The 16,952-nt window shown below is 71.4% G+C and carries 16 protein-coding genes; 4 read left to right on the forward strand and 12 right to left on the reverse strand.

The features are described 5' to 3' along the window. A partial coding sequence (locus C1J00_RS21435) for an FAD-binding oxidoreductase (RefSeq protein ID WP_439333425.1) occupies window positions 1–1,416 on the forward strand: 1,416 nt, incomplete at its 5' end. Between the two features lie 394 nt (window positions 1,417–1,810). Here the strand turns inward: C1J00_RS21435 and C1J00_RS21440 are convergent. The 5 genes from C1J00_RS21440 to C1J00_RS21460 form a co-directional block, all read right to left on the reverse strand. Continuing rightward, complete coding sequence (locus C1J00_RS21440) at window positions 1,811–3,517, reverse strand: bifunctional uroporphyrinogen-III C-methyltransferase/uroporphyrinogen-III synthase (RefSeq protein ID WP_102910693.1); 1,707 nt, start codon at window positions 3,515–3,517, stop codon at window positions 1,811–1,813. Then, on the reverse strand, window positions 3,514–4,509 hold the full coding sequence (gene hemC, locus C1J00_RS21445; protein ID WP_102910694.1) for a hydroxymethylbilane synthase: 996 nt from the start codon (window positions 4,507–4,509) through the stop codon (window positions 3,514–3,516). The genes C1J00_RS21440 and hemC overlap by 4 nt, the downstream gene beginning before the upstream one ends. After that, window positions 4,506–6,278 carry a glutamyl-tRNA reductase gene (locus tag C1J00_RS21450; RefSeq protein WP_102910695.1) on the reverse strand — a complete coding sequence of 591 codons (1,773 nt, stop codon included), beginning with the start codon at window positions 6,276–6,278 and terminating at the stop codon, window positions 4,506–4,508. The genes hemC and C1J00_RS21450 overlap by 4 nt, the downstream gene beginning before the upstream one ends. Beyond that, on the reverse strand, window positions 6,275–7,042 hold the full coding sequence (locus C1J00_RS21455; RefSeq protein ID WP_102910696.1) for a redox-sensing transcriptional repressor Rex: 768 nt from the start codon (window positions 7,040–7,042) through the stop codon (window positions 6,275–6,277). Before C1J00_RS21455 ends, C1J00_RS21450 begins: the two co-directional genes overlap by 4 nt. 313 nt (window positions 7,043–7,355) lie before the next feature. Next, complete coding sequence (locus tag C1J00_RS21460) at window positions 7,356–7,625, reverse strand: glutaredoxin family protein (RefSeq protein WP_102910704.1); 270 nt, start codon at window positions 7,623–7,625, stop codon at window positions 7,356–7,358. 170 nt (window positions 7,626–7,795) lie between these two features. On the opposite strand from C1J00_RS21460, the gene C1J00_RS21465 reads away from it, so the two are divergent. From C1J00_RS21465 to C1J00_RS21475, 3 genes are all read left to right on the forward strand, one after another. After that, window positions 7,796–8,713, forward strand: a complete 918-nt coding sequence (locus tag C1J00_RS21465; protein ID WP_102910697.1) for an HAD family hydrolase — start codon at window positions 7,796–7,798, stop codon at window positions 8,711–8,713. Window positions 8,714–9,062: 349 nt separating this feature from the next. Beyond that, window positions 9,063–9,833, forward strand: a complete 771-nt coding sequence (locus C1J00_RS21470; protein ID WP_030840376.1) for an ECF subfamily RNA polymerase sigma factor, BldN family — start codon at window positions 9,063–9,065, stop codon at window positions 9,831–9,833. A gap of 236 nt (window positions 9,834–10,069) precedes the next feature. Continuing rightward, window positions 10,070–11,308 carry a DUF5667 domain-containing protein gene (locus C1J00_RS21475; protein WP_180989638.1) on the forward strand — a complete coding sequence of 413 codons (1,239 nt, stop codon included), beginning with the start codon at window positions 10,070–10,072 and terminating at the stop codon, window positions 11,306–11,308. Between the two features lie 234 nt (window positions 11,309–11,542). Here the strand turns inward: C1J00_RS21475 and C1J00_RS21480 are convergent, their stop codons facing one another. From C1J00_RS21480 to C1J00_RS21510, 7 genes are all read right to left on the reverse strand, one after another. Beyond that, complete coding sequence (locus C1J00_RS21480) at window positions 11,543–12,589, reverse strand: lysophospholipid acyltransferase family protein (RefSeq protein ID WP_102910699.1); 1,047 nt, start codon at window positions 12,587–12,589, stop codon at window positions 11,543–11,545. Between the two features lie 14 nt (window positions 12,590–12,603). Next, window positions 12,604–13,665 (reverse strand): NAD-dependent epimerase/dehydratase family protein, encoded by a 1,062-nt coding sequence (locus tag C1J00_RS21485; protein WP_102910700.1) that lies wholly within the window; start codon window positions 13,663–13,665, stop codon window positions 12,604–12,606. Between the two features lie 200 nt (window positions 13,666–13,865). Next, on the reverse strand, window positions 13,866–13,964 hold the full coding sequence (locus tag C1J00_RS21490; protein WP_003948845.1) for a 30S ribosomal protein bS22: 99 nt from the start codon (window positions 13,962–13,964) through the stop codon (window positions 13,866–13,868). A gap of 154 nt (window positions 13,965–14,118) precedes the next feature. Next, window positions 14,119–14,331 carry a helix-turn-helix domain-containing protein gene (locus C1J00_RS21495; RefSeq protein WP_004984898.1) on the reverse strand — a complete coding sequence of 71 codons (213 nt, stop codon included), beginning with the start codon at window positions 14,329–14,331 and terminating at the stop codon, window positions 14,119–14,121. 129 nt (window positions 14,332–14,460) lie between these two features. Further along, on the reverse strand, window positions 14,461–15,276 hold the full coding sequence (locus C1J00_RS21500; RefSeq protein ID WP_102910701.1) for a phosphatase: 816 nt from the start codon (window positions 15,274–15,276) through the stop codon (window positions 14,461–14,463). 151 nt (window positions 15,277–15,427) lie between these two features. After that, a complete protein-coding gene (locus tag C1J00_RS21505; RefSeq protein ID WP_102910702.1) occupies window positions 15,428–16,600 on the reverse strand; it encodes an acetoin utilization protein AcuC in 1,173 nt (390 codons plus the stop codon). After that, a partial coding sequence (locus C1J00_RS21510) for an MFS transporter (protein WP_146046229.1) occupies window positions 16,551–16,952 on the reverse strand: 402 nt, incomplete at its 5' end. The genes C1J00_RS21505 and C1J00_RS21510, both read right to left, overlap by 50 nt.

The following is a 16,952-nucleotide window of genomic DNA, read 5'->3' on the forward strand; positions in this document are numbered from 1 at the left end:
CTCCGTACCCGCCCCACGGAGGACGCGATGACCGCCCCCCACCACATGCCCGACCTCTTCGCCCTCTCGGAGATCAACGGCCCCGTCGTGCGCCCCGGCGAACGGGCCTACGCCGACGAAGTCACCGGCTTCAACCTGGCCGCCCTGCACACCCCGGACGTGGCCATCGGGGCGACCGGCCCCGACGACATCGTCACCGCCATGCGCTGGGCCGGCGCCACCCGCACCCCCGTCGCCGTCCAGGCCACCGGCCACGGCGCGAACTTCCCGATCGAGCACGGTCTGCTGATCAACACGTCCCGCATGACGGACGTGCACGTGGACCCCGCCGCCCGTACGGCCACCATCGCCGCTGGCGCGAAGTGGAGCCACGTCATGGCCGCGGCCGCCCCCCACGGCCTGGCAGGGCTCTGCGGAACCTCCACCGACGCGGGGGTCATCGGCTACGTCCTCGGCGGCGGGCTCCCGGTCCTCGGCCGGGCCTACGGCTACGCCGCCGACCTGGTCCGTTCCTTCCAGGTCGTCACCCCGGACGGGCACCTGCGCGAGTCGGACCCCCGGCACGAGCCGGAACTGTTCTGGGCCCTGCGCGGCGGCAAGGGCAACGTAGGCGTCGTCACCTCGCTCGTCACCGAACTGCTGCCCCTGCCCCGGCTCTACGGCGGCGGCATCCACTGCCCCGCCGACCACGCGGAGACCCTGCTGCGGACCTGGGCGGACTGGACCCGCACCGTCCCGGACGAGATGTGCAGCATGTTCTCGGTGCTGCGCCTGCCGCCCATCCCGCAGATCCCGGAACCCCTGCGCGGTGGCTTCTGGGCCCGGGTGGCGATCGCCTGGCCGGGCGAGGCGGCCGAGGGCGAAGCCCTGATCGCGCCGCTGCGCGCGTGCGTTCCCGTGGCCGTCGACACGGTCGAGGTGATGGACCACGCGGCCCTGGACCGCATCCACATGGAACCCCAGGACCCGCTCCCGGCACGGGAGTGCTGCATGCTCCTGCGCGACCTGCCCTCCGGCGCCATCGACGCGTTCCTGGAGCAGGTCGGCCCCGCAGCCGGCGCCGAGCACCCACTCCTCGTAGCCTCACTTCGGCACATGGGCGGCGCGCTGTCCCGCCCGTCCGCCGTCGAGGACGCCGTGTGCGCCCGCGACGCCCGCTACTTCATGGAGTCGGTCGGGATCATGCCCGCCCCGCCCGTGGCCGAGGCCGTCGAACAGGCCACGCGCCGCCTCTACGGCGCCATGACCCCGTACGGCACGGGCCGCACCATGGTCAACATCCACGGCACCCCGGGCGACGAACAGGACCGCGCCCGCGCCTGGACCCCGGAGGTCTACGAACGCCTGCGCCACGACAAGGCCGTCTACGACCCGGAGAACCTGCTGCGCTACGGCCACGCGGTGACTCCCGCGTAGCCGCAGCCAGCTTCAAGCAGCGCGATGCGCGTCGACCGCTGTGTGTGACCGCGATCCGGACCGGCAGTCCCGGCAGCGGGTCACGTACGTCCGGGCGCCGGTACGCGCGCAGCGGCGGCACGTCACCCACGCGTGCCGAGATCGGCTCCGCCCCCGCGATCACCCGTGCCCGCGGGGGCAGTACGAAAAGTGGCAGGCGCCGTGACGATGAGCCGAGCCCGACGTGGCCCGACAGCCGTTCACCCGATTCTCGGTCAGGGCCATCGACCGACGTCTTGAACAGCTCGCGCTGATGCACGCCTGACATGACGACCGCAGGATCCCGGGACACGTGATCGAGACGCCGGAAGCCGAACGAGGAGAGGCGCCCCCGAAAGGACACCCCGCCTCCACGTCAGGTCGTCGACCGCCTCCGCCGCGCCCCCGGCCGCCGCTCGCTCGGCCGCGTCACCGGATCGCCGGCCTCCACCGCCGCGACCCGGCGCTTCGCGCCGAAGTCGGCCAGGGCTTCCGCCAGCTTGTGCACGGACGGCTCCGGAGCCATGACGTCCACCCGGAGCCCGTGCTCCTCGGCGGTCTTCGCCGTGGCCGGGCCGATACAGGCGATCACCGTGACGTTGTGCGGCTTGCCGGCGATGCCGACCAGGTTCCGCACGGTCGAGGACGAGGTGAACAGAACGGCGTCGAAGCCACCGCCCTTGATCGCCTCACGGGTCTCCGCCGGCGGCGGCGACGCCCGCACGGTCCGGTAGGCCGTGACGTCGTCGACCTCCCAGCCGAGCTCGATCAGCCCGGCCACCAGCGTCTCCGTGGCGATGTCCGCACGCGGCAGGAACACTCTGTCGATCGGGTCGAAGACCGGGTCGTACGGCGGCCAGTCCTCCAGCAGACCCGCGGCCGACTGCTCACCGCTCGGCACCAGGTCCGGCTTCACACCGAACGCGATCAGCGCCTTCGCCGTCTGCTCGCCGACGGCCGCGACCTTGATGCCCGCGAAGGCCCGCGCGTCGAGCCCGTACTCCTCGAACTTCTCCCGCACGGCCTTGACCGCGTTCACCGAGGTGAAGGCGATCCACTCGTAGCGGCCCGTGACGAGCCCCTTGACCGCGCGCTCCATCTGCTGGGGCGTGCGCGGCGGCTCGACGGCGATCGTCGGCACCTCGTGCGGCACGGCCCCGTACGACCGCAGCTGGTCGGAGAGCGACGCCGCCTGCTCCTTCGTACGCGGCACGAGCACCTTCCAGCCGAACAGCGGCTTGGACTCGAACCACGCGAGCTGGTCGCGCTGGGCGGCGGCGGAGCGCTCACCGACCACGGCTATCACCGGCCGGCCGCCCTCGGGCGAGGGCAGTACCTTCAGCTGCTTCAGCGTCTGGGCGATCGTGCCGAGCGTGGCGGACCAGGTGCGCTGCCGGGTCGTCGTACCCGCCACGGTGACCGTCATCGGGGTGTCCGGCTTCCGTCCGGCGGAGACGAGCTCGCCGGCCGCCGCGGCGACGGAGTCCAGCGTCGTGGACACGACGACCGTGCCGTCCGACGCCCCGACCTCCGTCCAGCACCGGTCCGACGCCGTCCGCGCGTCCACGAACCGCACGTCCGCGCCCTGCGCGTCCCGCAGCGGCACACCGGCGTACGCGGGCACGCCGACGGCGCTCGCGATGCCGGGGACGACCTCGAAGGGCACCCCGGCGGCGGCGCACGCCAGCATCTCCTCGGCGGCGTACGTGTCGAGTCCGGGGTCCCCGGACACGGCACGCACGACCCGCCTGCCGCCCCGCGCGGCCTCCATGACAAGATGTGCGGCATCCCGCACCACGGGGACGGCCGCGGTGGTTGACGTGCCGTCAACTACCGTCAGCTGGGGCGCTCCTGTGCCCGGAGCAGGATCCTGGGAAGGATCCGTATCCGTGTGCACTTCGGTCACGCCCTGCCTGGCGTGCTGACGTACGACGTCGAGCACCTCGTGCTCGGCGACGAGGACGTCCGCGTGCGCCAGCGCCTCCACGGCGCGCAGAGTAAGTAGTCCCGGATCTCCGGGTCCGGCACCCAGGAAGGTGACGTGCCCGTGTTCAGGACCGGCGGAAAGGGCGGTGGGGCTCAATGTGCTCGCTCCCCCATCAGACCGGCCGCGCCCTGGGCGAGCATCTCGGCCGCGAGTTCGCGACCGAGCGCCATTGCCCCGTCGTGCGTCTCGGGCACGGGACCGGTGGTGGACAGCTGCACCATGCGCGTGCCGTCGGTGGTACCGACGACTCCGCGCAGGCGCATTTCCTTGACAATCTGCCCGTCGGCCTGGGGGTCCCCCCGCTCGAGCGGATCCGAGAGTGGGGGCAAGTCGGCCAGCGCGCCCACAGGGGCGCTGCAACCGGCTTCCAGGGCGGCGAGCAGTGATCGCTCGGCCGTTACGGCGAGCCGCGTGAACGGGTCGTCGAGCTCGGCGAGCGCGGCGATGAGGTCCGCGTTGACCGCGGCACACTCGATCGCCAGGGCCCCCTGGCCGGGGGCGGGCAAAACCGTTTCGACCGACAGGAAGTCGGTCACTTCGTCACCGCGGCCGATCCGGTTCAGTCCGGCGGCGGCCAGCACGACGGCGTCGAGCTCCCCGCTGCGCACGAAACCGATGCGGGTGTCGACGTTGCCGCGGATCGGGACCGTCGCTATGTCCAGACCGTGGCTGCGGGCGTACGCGTTGAGCTGCGCCATGCGGCGCGGCGAACCCGTACCGATGCGGGCCCCGGAGGGCAGGTCGGTGAACTTCAGCGCGTCCCGGGCGACGATCACGTCCCGCGGGTCCTCGCGCACCGGCACGGCGGCCACGACCAGCTCGTCGGGCTGCGTGGTCGGCAGGTCCTTCAGCGAGTGCACCGCGAAGTCGACCTCGCCCTTGAGGAGCGCGTCGCGCAGGGCGGTCACGAACACGCCGGTGCCGCCGATCTGGGCCAGCGCCTCGCGCGAGACATCGCCGTACGTGGTGATCTCGACGAGCTCGACGGGTCGCCCGGTCACCCGGCTCACGGCTTCCGCCACCTGCCCGGACTGGGCCATGGCGAGCCTGCTGCGCCGGGTGCCTAGCCTCAGCGTCTTGTCGGTCATGCCGGGCCTCGGTCTTTCTCTGTGCTGTCCTCGGCCCGGGAGACGGCGGCAACCGTCTCGGGGTCGAGGTCGAACAGGGTCCGCAGCGCGTCCGCGTACCCGGCGCCGCCGGGTTCGGCCGCGAGTTGCTTGACCCGCACGGTCGGCACGTGGAGCAGCTTGTCCACCACGCGCCGCACGGTCTGGGTGATCTCCGCTCGGTGTTTGTCGTCGAGGCCGGGCAGCCGTCCGTCCAGCCGGGCGATCTCGCCGGCCACGACATCAGCGGCCATGGTGCGCAGGGCGACCACGGTCGGGGTGATGTGCGCGGCCCGCAGTGCTGCGCCGAAGGCCGCGACCTCGTCGGAGACGATACGCCTGACCTGGTCCACATCGGCAGCCATCGGAGCGCCCGCGGGGGCCTCCGCCAGCGATTCGATGTCCACCAGCCGCACCCCGGTCAGCCGGTGCGCGGCCGCGTCGATGTCACGCGGCATCGCCAGGTCCAGCAGGAAGAGCACGGGCTCGGGCCGCTGCGGCTCCTCGACCGGCTCGGGCCTGCGGCGCTCGGGAATCCGGCCGAGGGTGGCGGCGGTCGCGGCGAGCGCCGCGATGGCGTCGGTGTCCGCGGCCGGGTCGAGCGTGCCGACCGCGCCCGGCCGGGCCGGACCGCCCGCCGCACGCAGGGCGCCGCCCGCCGTGCCGTTGTCCACCCACGCCGCGTGCTGCTCCAGGTCGGCGGCGGCCATCCCGGCCACGGCCGCCTCGCCCAGCACGGAGAATCCGGCGGTGCCCTGCACCGAGGACAGCTCCAGCGGGCAGCCGTCCTCGGCGCCGAGGCTGGTGCCCGACGCGCCGCCGCGCTGCGCACCCGGGCCGGCCGTGGGACCGGACGCGCCGCCCGGCGTGCCCGGACCGTCCTCGCCGGGCACGGCCGACGGCGCGGGTGTACGGCCCTCGATCGCCTCGGCGACCGACTGGGCCGTCAGGACCAGACCCGTCGCGCCGGTACAGGAGACGGTGACGTCGGCACGTGTCAGCTCGGCCGGCACCGACTCCATCGGTACCGCGCGGGCCAGCACGTCCGTGTCGTCGCCCTCGCTCAATATCCGGGCGAGCCGCTCGGCGCGGTCGAGGGTGCGGTTGGCGATGACGATCTCGGCGACCCCGGCCCGCGCGAGCGTGGCCGCGGCCAGGGAGGACATCGAACCGGCCCCGATGACCAGGGCCTTCTTGCCCCGGGCCCACTGCTGTACGTCGCCGCCCCGGGCCAGCTGCTCCAGGCCGAAGGTGACCAGGGACTGGCCGGCGCGGTCGATGCCGGTCTCGGAGTGGGCGCGCTTGCCGACCCTGAGGGCCTGCTGGAACAGGTCGTTCAGGAGGCGGCCGGCGGAGTGCAGGTCCTGGGCCCGGGCCAGGGAGTCCTTGATCTGGCCGAGGATCTGCCCCTCGCCGACGACCATGGAGTCCAGTCCGCAGGCCACCGAGAACAGGTGGTGGACGGCCCGGTCCTCGTAGTGCACGTAGAGATAGGGAGTGAGCTCCTCCAGGCCGACGCCGCTGTGCTGGGCGAGCAGCGTGGACAGCTCGGCGACACCGGCGTGGAACTTGTCCACGTCGGCGTAGAGCTCGATACGGTTGCAGGTGGCGAGCACCGCGGCCTCGGTGGCCGGTTCGGCGGCGACGGTGTCCTGCAACAGCTTGACCTGGGCGTCCGCGCTGAGCGAGGCCCGTTCCAGGACGCTGACCGGGGCGCTGCGGTGGCTGAGTCCGACGACGAGGAGGCTCATGCCGGCATCACGGCGGGCATGTCCCCGTCCGGCCCCTGGTCGGTGGAGTCGCTGCGGACGGCGGCGGCCGGGACGCCCCCGTCGGAGGCGGCGGCGGCCTCCTCCCCGGCCTTGCGCTGCTCGTGGAAGGCGAGGATCTGCAGCTCGATGGAGAGGTCGACCTTGCGCACGTCGACGCCTTCGGGGACGGACAGCACGGTCGGCGCGAAGTTCAGGATGGAGGTGACACCGGCGGCGACGAGCCGCTCGCAGACGGCCTGGGCGGCACCGGCGGGGGTGGCGATGACACCGATCGACACGCCGTTGTCCTGGATGATCTTCTCCAGGTCGTCGGAGTGCTGCACCGGGATCCCGGCGACGGGCTTGCCGGCCATGGCGGGGTCGGCGTCGATCAGCGCTGCGACCCGGAAACCGCGGGAGGCGAAACCGCCGTAGTTGGCGAGGGCGGCGCCGAGGTTGCCGATACCGACGATCACGACCGGCCAGTCCTGGGTGAGCCCCAGTTCGCGGGAGATCTGGTAGACGAGATACTCGACGTCGTAGCCGACACCCCTGGTCCCGTAGGAACCGAGGTAGGAGAAGTCCTTGCGCAGCTTCGCGGAGTTGACCCCCGCCGCGGCCGCGAGCTCCTCGGAGGAGACCGTGGGAACCGAGCGCTCCGACAACGCGGTCAGAGCGCGGAGGTACAGCGGAAGCCGGGCGACGGTGGCCTCGGGAATCCCTCGGCTGCGGGTCGCCGGTCGGTGAGTTCGGCCAGTTGCCACGGTGCTCCTGCGGGTAGAGCGGGGCTGTAGGCGGTCATACGTCCCTACATGACCGCCCCGTCGAAAGCAGGCTATGTCTTTGTGAACGCGTGCACAAAGATGGTGTCCGATTTGCCCGGCCAACGTGACCGGGGTCACGCGCCCCCGGCGCACGCGCCGGGAACCGGCACATACGCACCACCGGTCCCTGTCTTCTGGGGGCAAAACCGCACACTCTCCTCAGTGAATCCCGCCCCCGAGACCAAGTCACCATCGATCCTAAGCGACCCGGCGACCACTTTGGACTGATCGGTCAGTCGCCCGCCGGGCGGCATCAGCCGGTCAGCGCCTTGCGCAGGCGGTCCTCGCTCACGCGCCAGAACGTGTGCTGCATGCCGTCCACCAGCACGACCGGGATCTGCTCCCAGTACTGGTCGTGCAGTTCCCGATCCTCGGTGATGTCCTTCTGCTCCCAGGGGACTCCGAGATCACCGCACACCTTCTCCACAACGACCTGTGCGTCATCACACAGATGACAGCCGGGTTTGCGGATCAGCGTGACGAGCCGGTCCCGAGGGGGCGTGCGACGGAAGAGGGGACTCATGTCGGCCATTGTCGCGCGCCCGGCGCCAAGCGGTACCCCCGCGAAAGCGCCAGGGACACGCCGGGCGCGTCCGTCCCGCGCGGCGTCTTTGACGACACGCTCGCCGAGAGTTCACATGCTTCCAACCTTCTGACTCCGGAACCCCCGAACAAACTGGCTATGCTCACGCCATGGCCGCTCTCGGATGGCTCACTCCCCGTAGGCGCTCCGCCACGGCGCGGAGCGTTTTGGCAGGCGAGGCCTCGGCGGAGGCCGCCCGCAAATCCACACAGGAAGCCGCCGGCACGACCGAGGAACCGCAGTTCCCGGTGCACGGCGACGACCGGGCCGCCGCCTTCTTCGACCTGGACAACACCGTCATGCAGGGCGCCGCCCTCTTCCACTTCGGGCGTGGCCTGTACAAGCGGAAGTTCTTCGAGACGCGCGAGCTGGCGAAGTTCGCCTGGCAGCAGGCGTGGTTCCGCCTCGCCGGGGTCGAGGACCCCGAACACATGCAGGAGGCCCGCGACTCGGCCCTGTCGATCGTCCAGGGCCACCGCGTCGCCGAACTGCAGTCGATCGGCGAGGAGATCTACGACGAGTACATGGCCGAGCGCATCTGGCCCGGCACCCGCGCCCTCGCCCAGGCCCATCTGGACGCGGGCCAGAAGGTCTGGCTGGTGACGGCCGCCCCCGTCGAGATCGCCACCGTCATCGCCCGCCGCCTCGGCCTGACCGGCGCCCTCGGCACGGTCGCCGAGTCCGTCGACGGCGTCTACACCGGCAAGCTCGTCGGCGAACCGCTGCACGGCCCCGCGAAGGCCGAGGCGGTCCGCGCCCTGGCCGCCGCCGAGGGCCTGGACCTCGGCCGCTGCGCCGCCTACAGCGACTCGCACAACGACATCCCGATGCTCTCGCTGGTCGGCCACCCCTACGCCATCAACCCGGACAGCAAGCTGCGCAGGCACGCCCGCGAGCTGGACTGGCGCCTGCGTGACTACCGCACGGGCCGCAAGGCCGCCAAGGTCGGCATCCCCGCCGCGGCGGGCGTCGGCGCGGTCGCCGGCGGCACGGCGGCGGCCATCGCCCTGCACCGCCGCCGCCGCTGACCACCCGATCAAACCGGGACACGGATGTTTACGGCCTGACAATCGCCGTAAATCCAACTGGCGTACCCCCACAACCTCGTATCCAGTCCTCTTGGCTGCACACGGCCACAACACGCCCTGGACTCAGCTGCAATCCGAACCTTTTCGATCAACAACAGTTCAGGGTCCGGTACTTGATTCGGCGTCAATGGGTTACGGAAGCGACGTAACCGATGATTTGAGCAACTCGGTGTAGCAGCGCCTATACGAAGCGTTATTCTCCTCAGACGCAATCCGGTACCCCTCCGTCGCTACGACGGGTGAAAGGTCCCGTACTGCACGTGATGGAAGCTCTGCCTCTGGGAGTCCCGTGTACCCACACGTCGGGGTTGACGCCTCGGGCCTGGCTACGCTGCGCGCGACGGTCCAAGACCTGTTGCGCGGCTTCGTCCCCACCGCGTACGCCGTCCCCGCATTCGCCACCGCCGCGCCCGTCGGCCCGTGCTACGCACTGGCCGACGGCAGCGCTGCGGTCGGCAGACGAGGCCGCCCGTCCGGGGCGGCCACCGCGCGCCGGCCGGCCGCGGACAGCGACAGCGCCCGGATGATGGACCTCGTGGAGCGTGCGCAGGCCGGCGAGTCCGACGCCTTCGGCCGCCTCTACGACCAGTACAGCGACACCGTCTACCGGTACATCTACTACCGCGTCGGAGGAAAGGCCACAGCCGAGGACCTCACCAGCGAGACCTTTCTGCGTGCCCTGCGCCGCATCGGCACCTTCACCTGGCAGGGCCGCGACTTCGGCGCCTGGCTCGTCACCATCGCCCGCAACCTCGTCGCGGACCACTTCAAGTCCAGCCGCTTCCGCCTCGAGGTCACCACCGGCGAGATGCTCGACGCCAACGAGGTCGAGCGCTCCCCCGAGGACTCCGTCCTGGAGTCCCTCTCCAACGCCGCCCTGCTCGACGCCGTACGGCGGCTCAACCCCCAGCAGCAGGAGTGCGTGACACTCCGCTTCCTCCAGGGCCTCTCCGTCGCGGAGACCGCCCGTGTCATGGGCAAGAACGAGGGCGCCATCAAGACCCTCCAGTACCGGGCCGTCCGCACCCTCGCCCGGCTCCTGCCGGAAGACGCCCGCTGACCGCCCCGCACGCACGGCGACATCCAACTCACGGATTGTGAAAGTCCGTTGACTTCGCCATCCGATCATCCGGCGTCCGTAACCCAAGTGCCGCGCCACTCGTTGTGCGGGATGCAGGCTCCCTGTGGTCACCCCCTGGCCGACTCCGATCACTCGATCGTGTGGTCGTGATCAGGGTGTGCAACCCTCAGGACCCCCTGGGGAGTCGACCGTCATGACGAGAGGAGGTGCCGCCAGTGATCGCGAACGTATCGGCGCACCGGCGGGCGAACGCCTTCGCCCAGGCCCTGGAGGAGCAGTCCGAGCAGGGCACGGCGGCCGAGCAGCCCGAAGGATCGGCACCGGCCCCGGCAGTCGCGGAACCGAGTGAGCAGGCCCGCCGGCTGGCGCTCGCCTCGGGTCTCGGCGCGTTGCCCAAGCCGGAGCTCGACCCGGAGGTCAAGGTCGTTCAGCGGGCCCAGCTGGTGGCCGCGTTCGAGGCCATGCTCCAGGAGGGCACCGCGGGCGGCGGGGCGACGGACCGTGCGGTCCCCGAGCAGCGATCCCGGTCCCGGGGCGCGCACCGCGCGGGTTCGCTGAAGAAGTTCCGGCCGCGTTCCCGGCTCGCCAAGGGCCTCACCGCGGGCGGACTCAGTGTCGGGGTGGCCGCGAGCGCCTTCGGCGGAGTCTCCGCCGCCAGCTCGGAAGCCTTGCCCGGCGACTCGCTCTACGGCCTCAAGCGCGGCATCGAGGACGTCAAGCTCGGCCTCGCCGACGGGGCGGACGAACGCGGCCGGGTGTACCTCGACCACGCCTCCACCCGGCTCAGCGAAGCCCGTCGCCTGATGGAGCGCGGCCGCAGCGGCCCCCTGGACCACGAGTCCCTCGGCGAGATCCGCCGCGCCCTGTCGGGCATGCGGCACGACGCGTCCGAGGGCCACCGGTTGCTGAGCGAGGCGTACGAGCGCGACCCGGACTCCCTGGGCCCCATGCAGGCCCTGTCGGCGTTCTCCCACTCCCACCGCGAGGCCTGGGGCGAACTGCGCGAGCGACTGCCCGTCCAGCTGGGAGACGTCAGCGAGGAGGTCTCCTCGGTGTTCGACGCCATAGAGGAGGACGTCGCCCCGCTGCGGTCCCTGCTGCCCGAGCCCCCGGCCACCAGCGGCGGCGACGGCAAGCGGCAGGGCGCCGCCGAGTCGGCTCCCAGCGGCTCCTCCGGCACCGACCGCTCGACCCGCCCCAGCGACAGCAGGCACAGCGACGAGGGCAGCACCGGCAGTGGCAGCCCCAGCCGCTCGGCCGGCTCCGGCGGCGACAGCGACGGCCTGCTCGGCGGCAACACCGGCGGCCTGCTCGACCCACCGAAAGACAGCGAGGCGAGCACCTCCCCGTCGGCCGAGGGCAACACACCCGTCCCCGAGCCGGACGTGACGCTCCCGCCGCTCCTGCCCGGGCTACTGCCCGGCCTGGGCATCGACAGCGAGGACGCGGACTAGACGGTGACGGTGGGGGGCGCCCCTTCGGCAAGGGGTGCCCCCCACCGTCGTCCGCGGACGGCGCAGCGGACAGACGCACAGCGGGACAGGCTCAGAAGAACGCCGACCGCCGCTGCACCAGCAACTTGGCCCCTCCTGTCTGCTGCCCTCGCACTGCTTCGCAGGCTTCCGACAGCCGCGCCGGACTCCGTCCGACGACTCCGAGCGACCGGCGGGCCGTTACGAGCCCCGGCGTCAGAAGAACACCGACCGCCGCTGCACCAGCAACTTGTACAGCGTGTGCTGGATCTGCTCCCTGACCTGATCGGTCAGGTTGAACATCAGCATCGGGTCCTCGGCCGCCTCCGGCGGGTAGCCGTCCGTCGGGATCGGCTCACCGAACTGGATGGTCCACTTGGTCGGCAGCGGGATCGCCCCGAGCGGCCCGAGCCACGGGAACGTCGGCGTGATCGGGAAGTACGGGAAGCCGAGCAGCCGGGCGACCGTCTTGGCGTTGCCGATCATCGGGTAGATCTCCTCGGCCCCGACGATCGAGCAGGGGATGATCGGCGTCCCCGCGCGCAGAGCCGTCGAGACGAAACCGCCGCGGCCGAAGCGCTGCAGCTTGTAGCGGTCCGCGAAGGGCTTGCCGAGGCCCTTGAAGCCCTCCGGCATCACCCCGACCAGTTCGCCCTGCTGCAGCAGTCGGGAGGCGTCCTCGGCGCACGCCAGGGTGTGACCGAGCTTGCGGGCCAGCTCGTTGACCACCGGCAGCATGAACACCAGGTCAGCGGCGAGCAGGCGCAGATGCCGGCCCGCCGGATGGTTGTCGTGCACGGCGACCTGCATCATCAGGCCGTCCATCGGCAGCGTGCCGGAGTGGTTGGCGACGATCAGGGCCCCGCCCTCGGCCGGGATGTTCTCGACGCCCTTCACCTCGACCCGGAAGTACGTGTCGTACAGCGGGCGCAGCAGGGACATCAGGACCTGGTCGGTGAGCTCCTCGTCGTAGCCGAAGTCGTCGACCTCGTAGTCCCCGGTGAGGCGGCGGCGCAGGAAGGCCAGGCCGCTCGCGATCCGCCGTTCGAGACCGCCCTCGCCGTCCCCGGAAGGCTCCGGCGGCTGTTCCTCAGAAGTCACAGGAACATCATCCTGCGCAGCAGCCCTGGTGGGCAGGGGCTGCACCTCACGTACCGGCACGGACTCCGCGCCCGGCCGGCGGTTCCCGGCGCTCCGGCGCCGCTGCACGGCGCTCCCCCGGGACCGGTCGTCGTCGAACGGAATGACCTTGGCGTCCGCCATCGTTGATGCGCTCCTCAGTTGGCGCTCTGCGTCGGGAGGTGTCCGCCGCCCGCGAGGGGCAGGTCGGCGATCCGGTCGACGGCCCCCGCAAGGGCCTGTGGCGGAAGGAGTCCGGGACCCTGGCTGCGGGCGAAGTCCGCGAACGTCTCCGCGGTCGTGTACTTGGGCTGGAATCCCAGCGTCTCGCGCATCTGGCCCGTGGCCACCACCCGGCCGTGCGTGAGCAGCCGGATCTGCTCGGGCGAGAAGTCCGTCATCCCCAGGGTACGCACCAGCGAGCCCGCCCAGGTGACCGCCGGGAGCAGCAGGGGCACGGTGGGGCGCCCCAGGCGCCGGGAGCACTGGGAGAGCAGCAGGACGCCGTCGCCGGCGATGTTGAAGGTGCCGCTGTTGAGCGTGCCCCGCCGGGGTTCGTGCGAGCCGATCCGCAGCACCTCGATCACGTCGTCCTCGTGCACGAACTGCAACCGCGGGTCGTAGCCGAACACGGTCGGCAGGACCGGCAGCGCGAAGTACGAGGCGAGCGGGGTTTCCGCGGTCGGGCCCAGGATGTTGGCGAACCGCAGCACGCACACGGCCACGTCGGGCCGTCGGCGCGCGAAGCCGCGGACGTAGCCCTCGACCTCGACGGTGTCCTTGGCGAAGCCGCCGCTGGGCAGCGACTTGGGCGGGGTCGTCTCGGTGAACACGGCCGGGTCGCGCGGGGCGGAACCGTAGACGTTCGTACTGGACTTCACGACCAGCCGCTGCACGGACGGGGACTTCTGGCAGGCACCGAGCAGCTGCATGGTGCCGATGACGTTGGTCTCCTTCAGGGAGGTCCGGCTGCCGCTGCCCAGCGGCGTGCCCGTCACGTCCAGGTGGACGATCGTGTCGGCGCCCGTCTCGGCGAGCACCCGCGCGATGCCCGGCTGCCGGATGTCGGCCTGGATGAAGTCCGCACCGCCCAGATGATGCTCGGGAGGCACCGCGTCCACGGCGACGACCCGTTCCACCTCGGGCTCCCGCTGGATCCGCCTGACGAACCGGCCCCCCAGCTGGCGGGCCACTCCGGTCACGAGCACGACCTTGCCCAAGATCAGCGCCTTCCTTCCAGAACCTCTCGCCCCCGCCGCGTTCCCCCGTGGGGCCAACTTAGCGGGTTGCTGTTGCGCTGTGATGACCGCCCGATGCGTGAAGTGACCGGAACCGGCGGACGGCGGGCCGGATATGCGTGTGGCCCCCCACCGGTGGTGGGGGGCCACAGCAACGCTCTCGCGGCGTCCGCGTCGCGAACCTACTTCTTGTTACGACGCTGAACGCGCGTGCGCTTGAGCAGCTTGCGGTGCTTCTTCTTCGCCATCCGCTTGCGCCGCTTCTTGATAACAGAGCCCACGACTACCCTCGCTCACTTCTCATCACTCGGTGTTTGGGCGCCATGGGCCCATACGACCTACGAGGGGCCAGCCTACCCGTCCGAGCGCTGAGGTCGTAATCGAGGAGGCCGGGGAGGCCCGAAGTGCCCTGTGAGGACCGCCCCGACCCTGCCGTCAGGCGGTTTCCACCCCCACATAACTCTCGCGGAGGTACTCGTGAACCGCTTGCTCCGGGACGCGGAAGGACCGCCCCACACGGATCGCGGGCAGATGACCGCTGTGCACCAACCGGTACACGGTCATCTTCGACACTCGCATCACCGAGGCGACTTCCGCCACGGTAAGGAACTGAACCTCGTTCAGAGGCCTCTCGCCAGCTGCAGCCATGACACACCTGAACCTTCCGCACTCGACGGCCACCGGCTTCCCCTTCCGGTGACTCTTCGTCGCTGCGTGCTCACTCCCCAATGTAGGTGCCAGTGATGCGAGTGGGGAAGAGGTGCACCCATCGGCGGCCTACTGTGACAGACACGCCCGATTGAGTACGTAGCGGGTAAGCGGCAGGTAGTAATCGGACCGCACGCCGTCATCAAGTGGAACGACCACGGACACGGACCCCTCGGCCTCTCCCACGAACGGCGCCGGGTCGTCCGTATCGGCCGGCCCGATGGCCTCGAACCCCAGCTGACCTGCCCCGCAGACCCACCCGTGGTCCCCGATCACCAGCTCGGGAAGGGGCCCGCCGGCCTCCGCACAAGCGGCCAGTACGGTACGAACCGGGAGAGGTGAGTGCGTATGTGCGCCGGGCTCACAACCGGGGCGTTCGGCGCCGGGGGTCCGCACCAGCGCGACTCCTCGTACGTAGTCGAGGTTGTACGTACGTAGACCGAACCGGGTCGTTATGTCGATACGCCGACCCTGCGCGGGGGTGAGGACGGCACATCCCGCCGCCGACAGCGCGTCTGCCAGAGCGCCGTAGAAACCGAGCAGCCGGTGCGGGTGCCCGGTGCCGAGGAGCACGGGAGCACCCCGCCGGGCGGCCTCGGCGAGGCGTTCCGCGAAGGCGTCCAACGCCTCCAGGGTCCGCTCCGGATCGATCACGTCCTGGCCGGAAACCCGCCCGCAATCGGCCGAAACACCACACCGGTCCGCCATCAGCTCGATCAACTCCCGCTGCCCCCAGGCACCTTCGGGATCGATGCCGAGCAGCACCCGGGGGTCCCGGGCGGCGAAGAGCCGGTAACGACGCAGGCTCTCCTCCCGCGAGGTCGCCACGGTCCCGGCGAGCCGCGCGCCCACCAGGTGCGCACGCAGGGCTTCGGTGGTCAGCACACGAAGATCGTGCGTGACCGGAACTCCACCTGTCCCGAAAACCCGCGAACACCGCACGCTCGGCCTACGCCCGGCATCACTCCCTCACGCCGGCAGCCCGCAGCAGGAACACCGCCCTCACGCCAGCAGCCCCGCAGCAGGAACTCCCCCCTCACGCCAGCAGCCCCCGCAGCGGGAACACCGCCCGCCGGGCCGCCAGCACCGCCTGGTCCAGCCGGTCCGCCGGGTCGTACCCCGCCTCCCAGCCGGACCAGTCCACCGGCCAGCGCCCGTCCGTCATCCGCGCCGGGGCCAACTGCCGTGTCCGCGCGAACACTTCCTGCCGCCAGCCCTCGGGAATCACCGCCTCGGGTGCCACGGCCCGGCCCGCCGCGATCGCGACCAGATGCGTCCACGAGCGCGGCACCACGTCCACCACCGCGTAGCCGCCCCCACCCAGGGCCACCCACCGCCCGTCGGCGTACTCGTGCGCCAGGTCGTGACAGGCGACCTGCACGGCCCGCTGCGCGTCCAGCGACACCGCCAGATGCGCCAGCGGATCCTCGAAGTGCGTGTCGGCCCCGTGCTGCGTCACCAGCACCTGCGGCCGGAAGTCCGCGATCAGCTCCGGCACCACCGCGTGGAACGCCCGCAGCCACCCGGCGTCCCCCGTCCCGGCCGGCAGCGCCACGTTCACCGCCGAACCCTCCGCGGAGTCCGCCCCGGTCTCCTCCGGCCACCCGGTCTGCGGGAACAGCGTCCGGGGATGCTCGTGCAGCGAGATCGTCAGCACCCGCGGGTCCTCCCAGAACGCCGCCTGCACCCCGTCCCCGTGATGCACGTCGACGTCGACGTACGCCACCCGCTCCGCGCCGAGCTCCAGCAGCCGGGCGATCGCCAGCGAGGCGTCGTTGTAGATGCAGAACCCGGACGCACCACCCGGCATCGCGTGGTGCAGCCCGCCCGCGAAGTTCACCGCGTGCAGCGCCTCACCGCGCCACACGGCCTCCGCCGCCCCGACCGACTGACCGGCGATCAACGACGACACCTCATGCATCCCGGCGAACGCCGGATCGTCCATCGTCCCCAACCCGTACGACTGGTCCGCGGCCGCCGGGTCCGCCGACGCGGCCTTCACCGCCCCGATGTAGTCCTGACGGTGGACGAGCCGCAGCGTCGACTCCCCGGCCGCCTTCGCGGCGACGATCTCCACCTCACGGTCCAGCCCGAAGGCATCGACCAGTTTCCGGGTCAGGGCGAGCCGGACCGGGTCCATCGGATGCCCCGGACCGAAGTCATAGCCCGTTACTGCCTCGTCCCACATCAGCTGTGCGCGGCCGCTCATGCCCGCCACCGTATCGGTCCGGTTGAGGCGCGAACGACCGGGCGTACACCAGCGTCACCAGCACCAACACCATCGGCACCAGCATGGCCCCGCGATAGCTCCACAGATCCCCGAGCACCCCGACCAACGGCGAACCGATCAAGAACCCCAGATAGTTGAAGACATTCAGCCGCGCGACGGCCGCGTCCGAGGCCCCCGGGAACAGCCGGCCGGCCGCCGCGAACGTCTGCGGCACCAGCACGCACAGTCCCAGCCCCAGCAGCGTGAACCCCAGCATCCCGACCCACGCCCCAGGAGCGGTCGCCACCACGGCGAACCCGCCGGCCGCCACCAGCGCCCCGCCCCGAACCAC

It is taken from the genome of Streptomyces cahuitamycinicus (assembly GCF_002891435.1).
In the GTDB taxonomy this organism is placed as follows: domain Bacteria; phylum Actinomycetota; class Actinomycetes; order Streptomycetales; family Streptomycetaceae; genus Streptomyces; species Streptomyces cahuitamycinicus.

What these genes read in the sequence shown, in the direction of transcription:
- hemC (WP_102910694.1), bottom strand. Translation starts at nt 4,509, where the DNA reads ATGACCGACAAGACGCTGAGGCTAGGCACCCGGCGCAGCAGGCTCGCC.
- C1J00_RS21450 (WP_102910695.1), bottom strand. Translation starts at nt 6,278, where the DNA reads ATGAGCCTCCTCGTCGTCGGACTCAGCCACCGCAGCGCCCCGGTCAGC.
- C1J00_RS21460 (WP_102910704.1), bottom strand. Translation starts at nt 7,625, where the DNA reads ATGAGTCCCCTCTTCCGTCGCACGCCCCCTCGGGACCGGCTCGTCACG.
- C1J00_RS21465 (WP_102910697.1), top strand. Translation starts at nt 7,796, where the DNA reads ATGGCCGCTCTCGGATGGCTCACTCCCCGTAGGCGCTCCGCCACGGCG.
- C1J00_RS21480 (WP_102910699.1), bottom strand. Translation starts at nt 12,589, where the DNA reads ATGGCGGACGCCAAGGTCATTCCGTTCGACGACGACCGGTCCCGGGGG.
- C1J00_RS21495 (WP_004984898.1), bottom strand. Translation starts at nt 14,331, where the DNA reads ATGGCTGCAGCTGGCGAGAGGCCTCTGAACGAGGTTCAGTTCCTTACC.
- C1J00_RS21505 (WP_102910702.1), bottom strand. Translation starts at nt 16,600, where the DNA reads ATGAGCGGCCGCGCACAGCTGATGTGGGACGAGGCAGTAACGGGCTAT.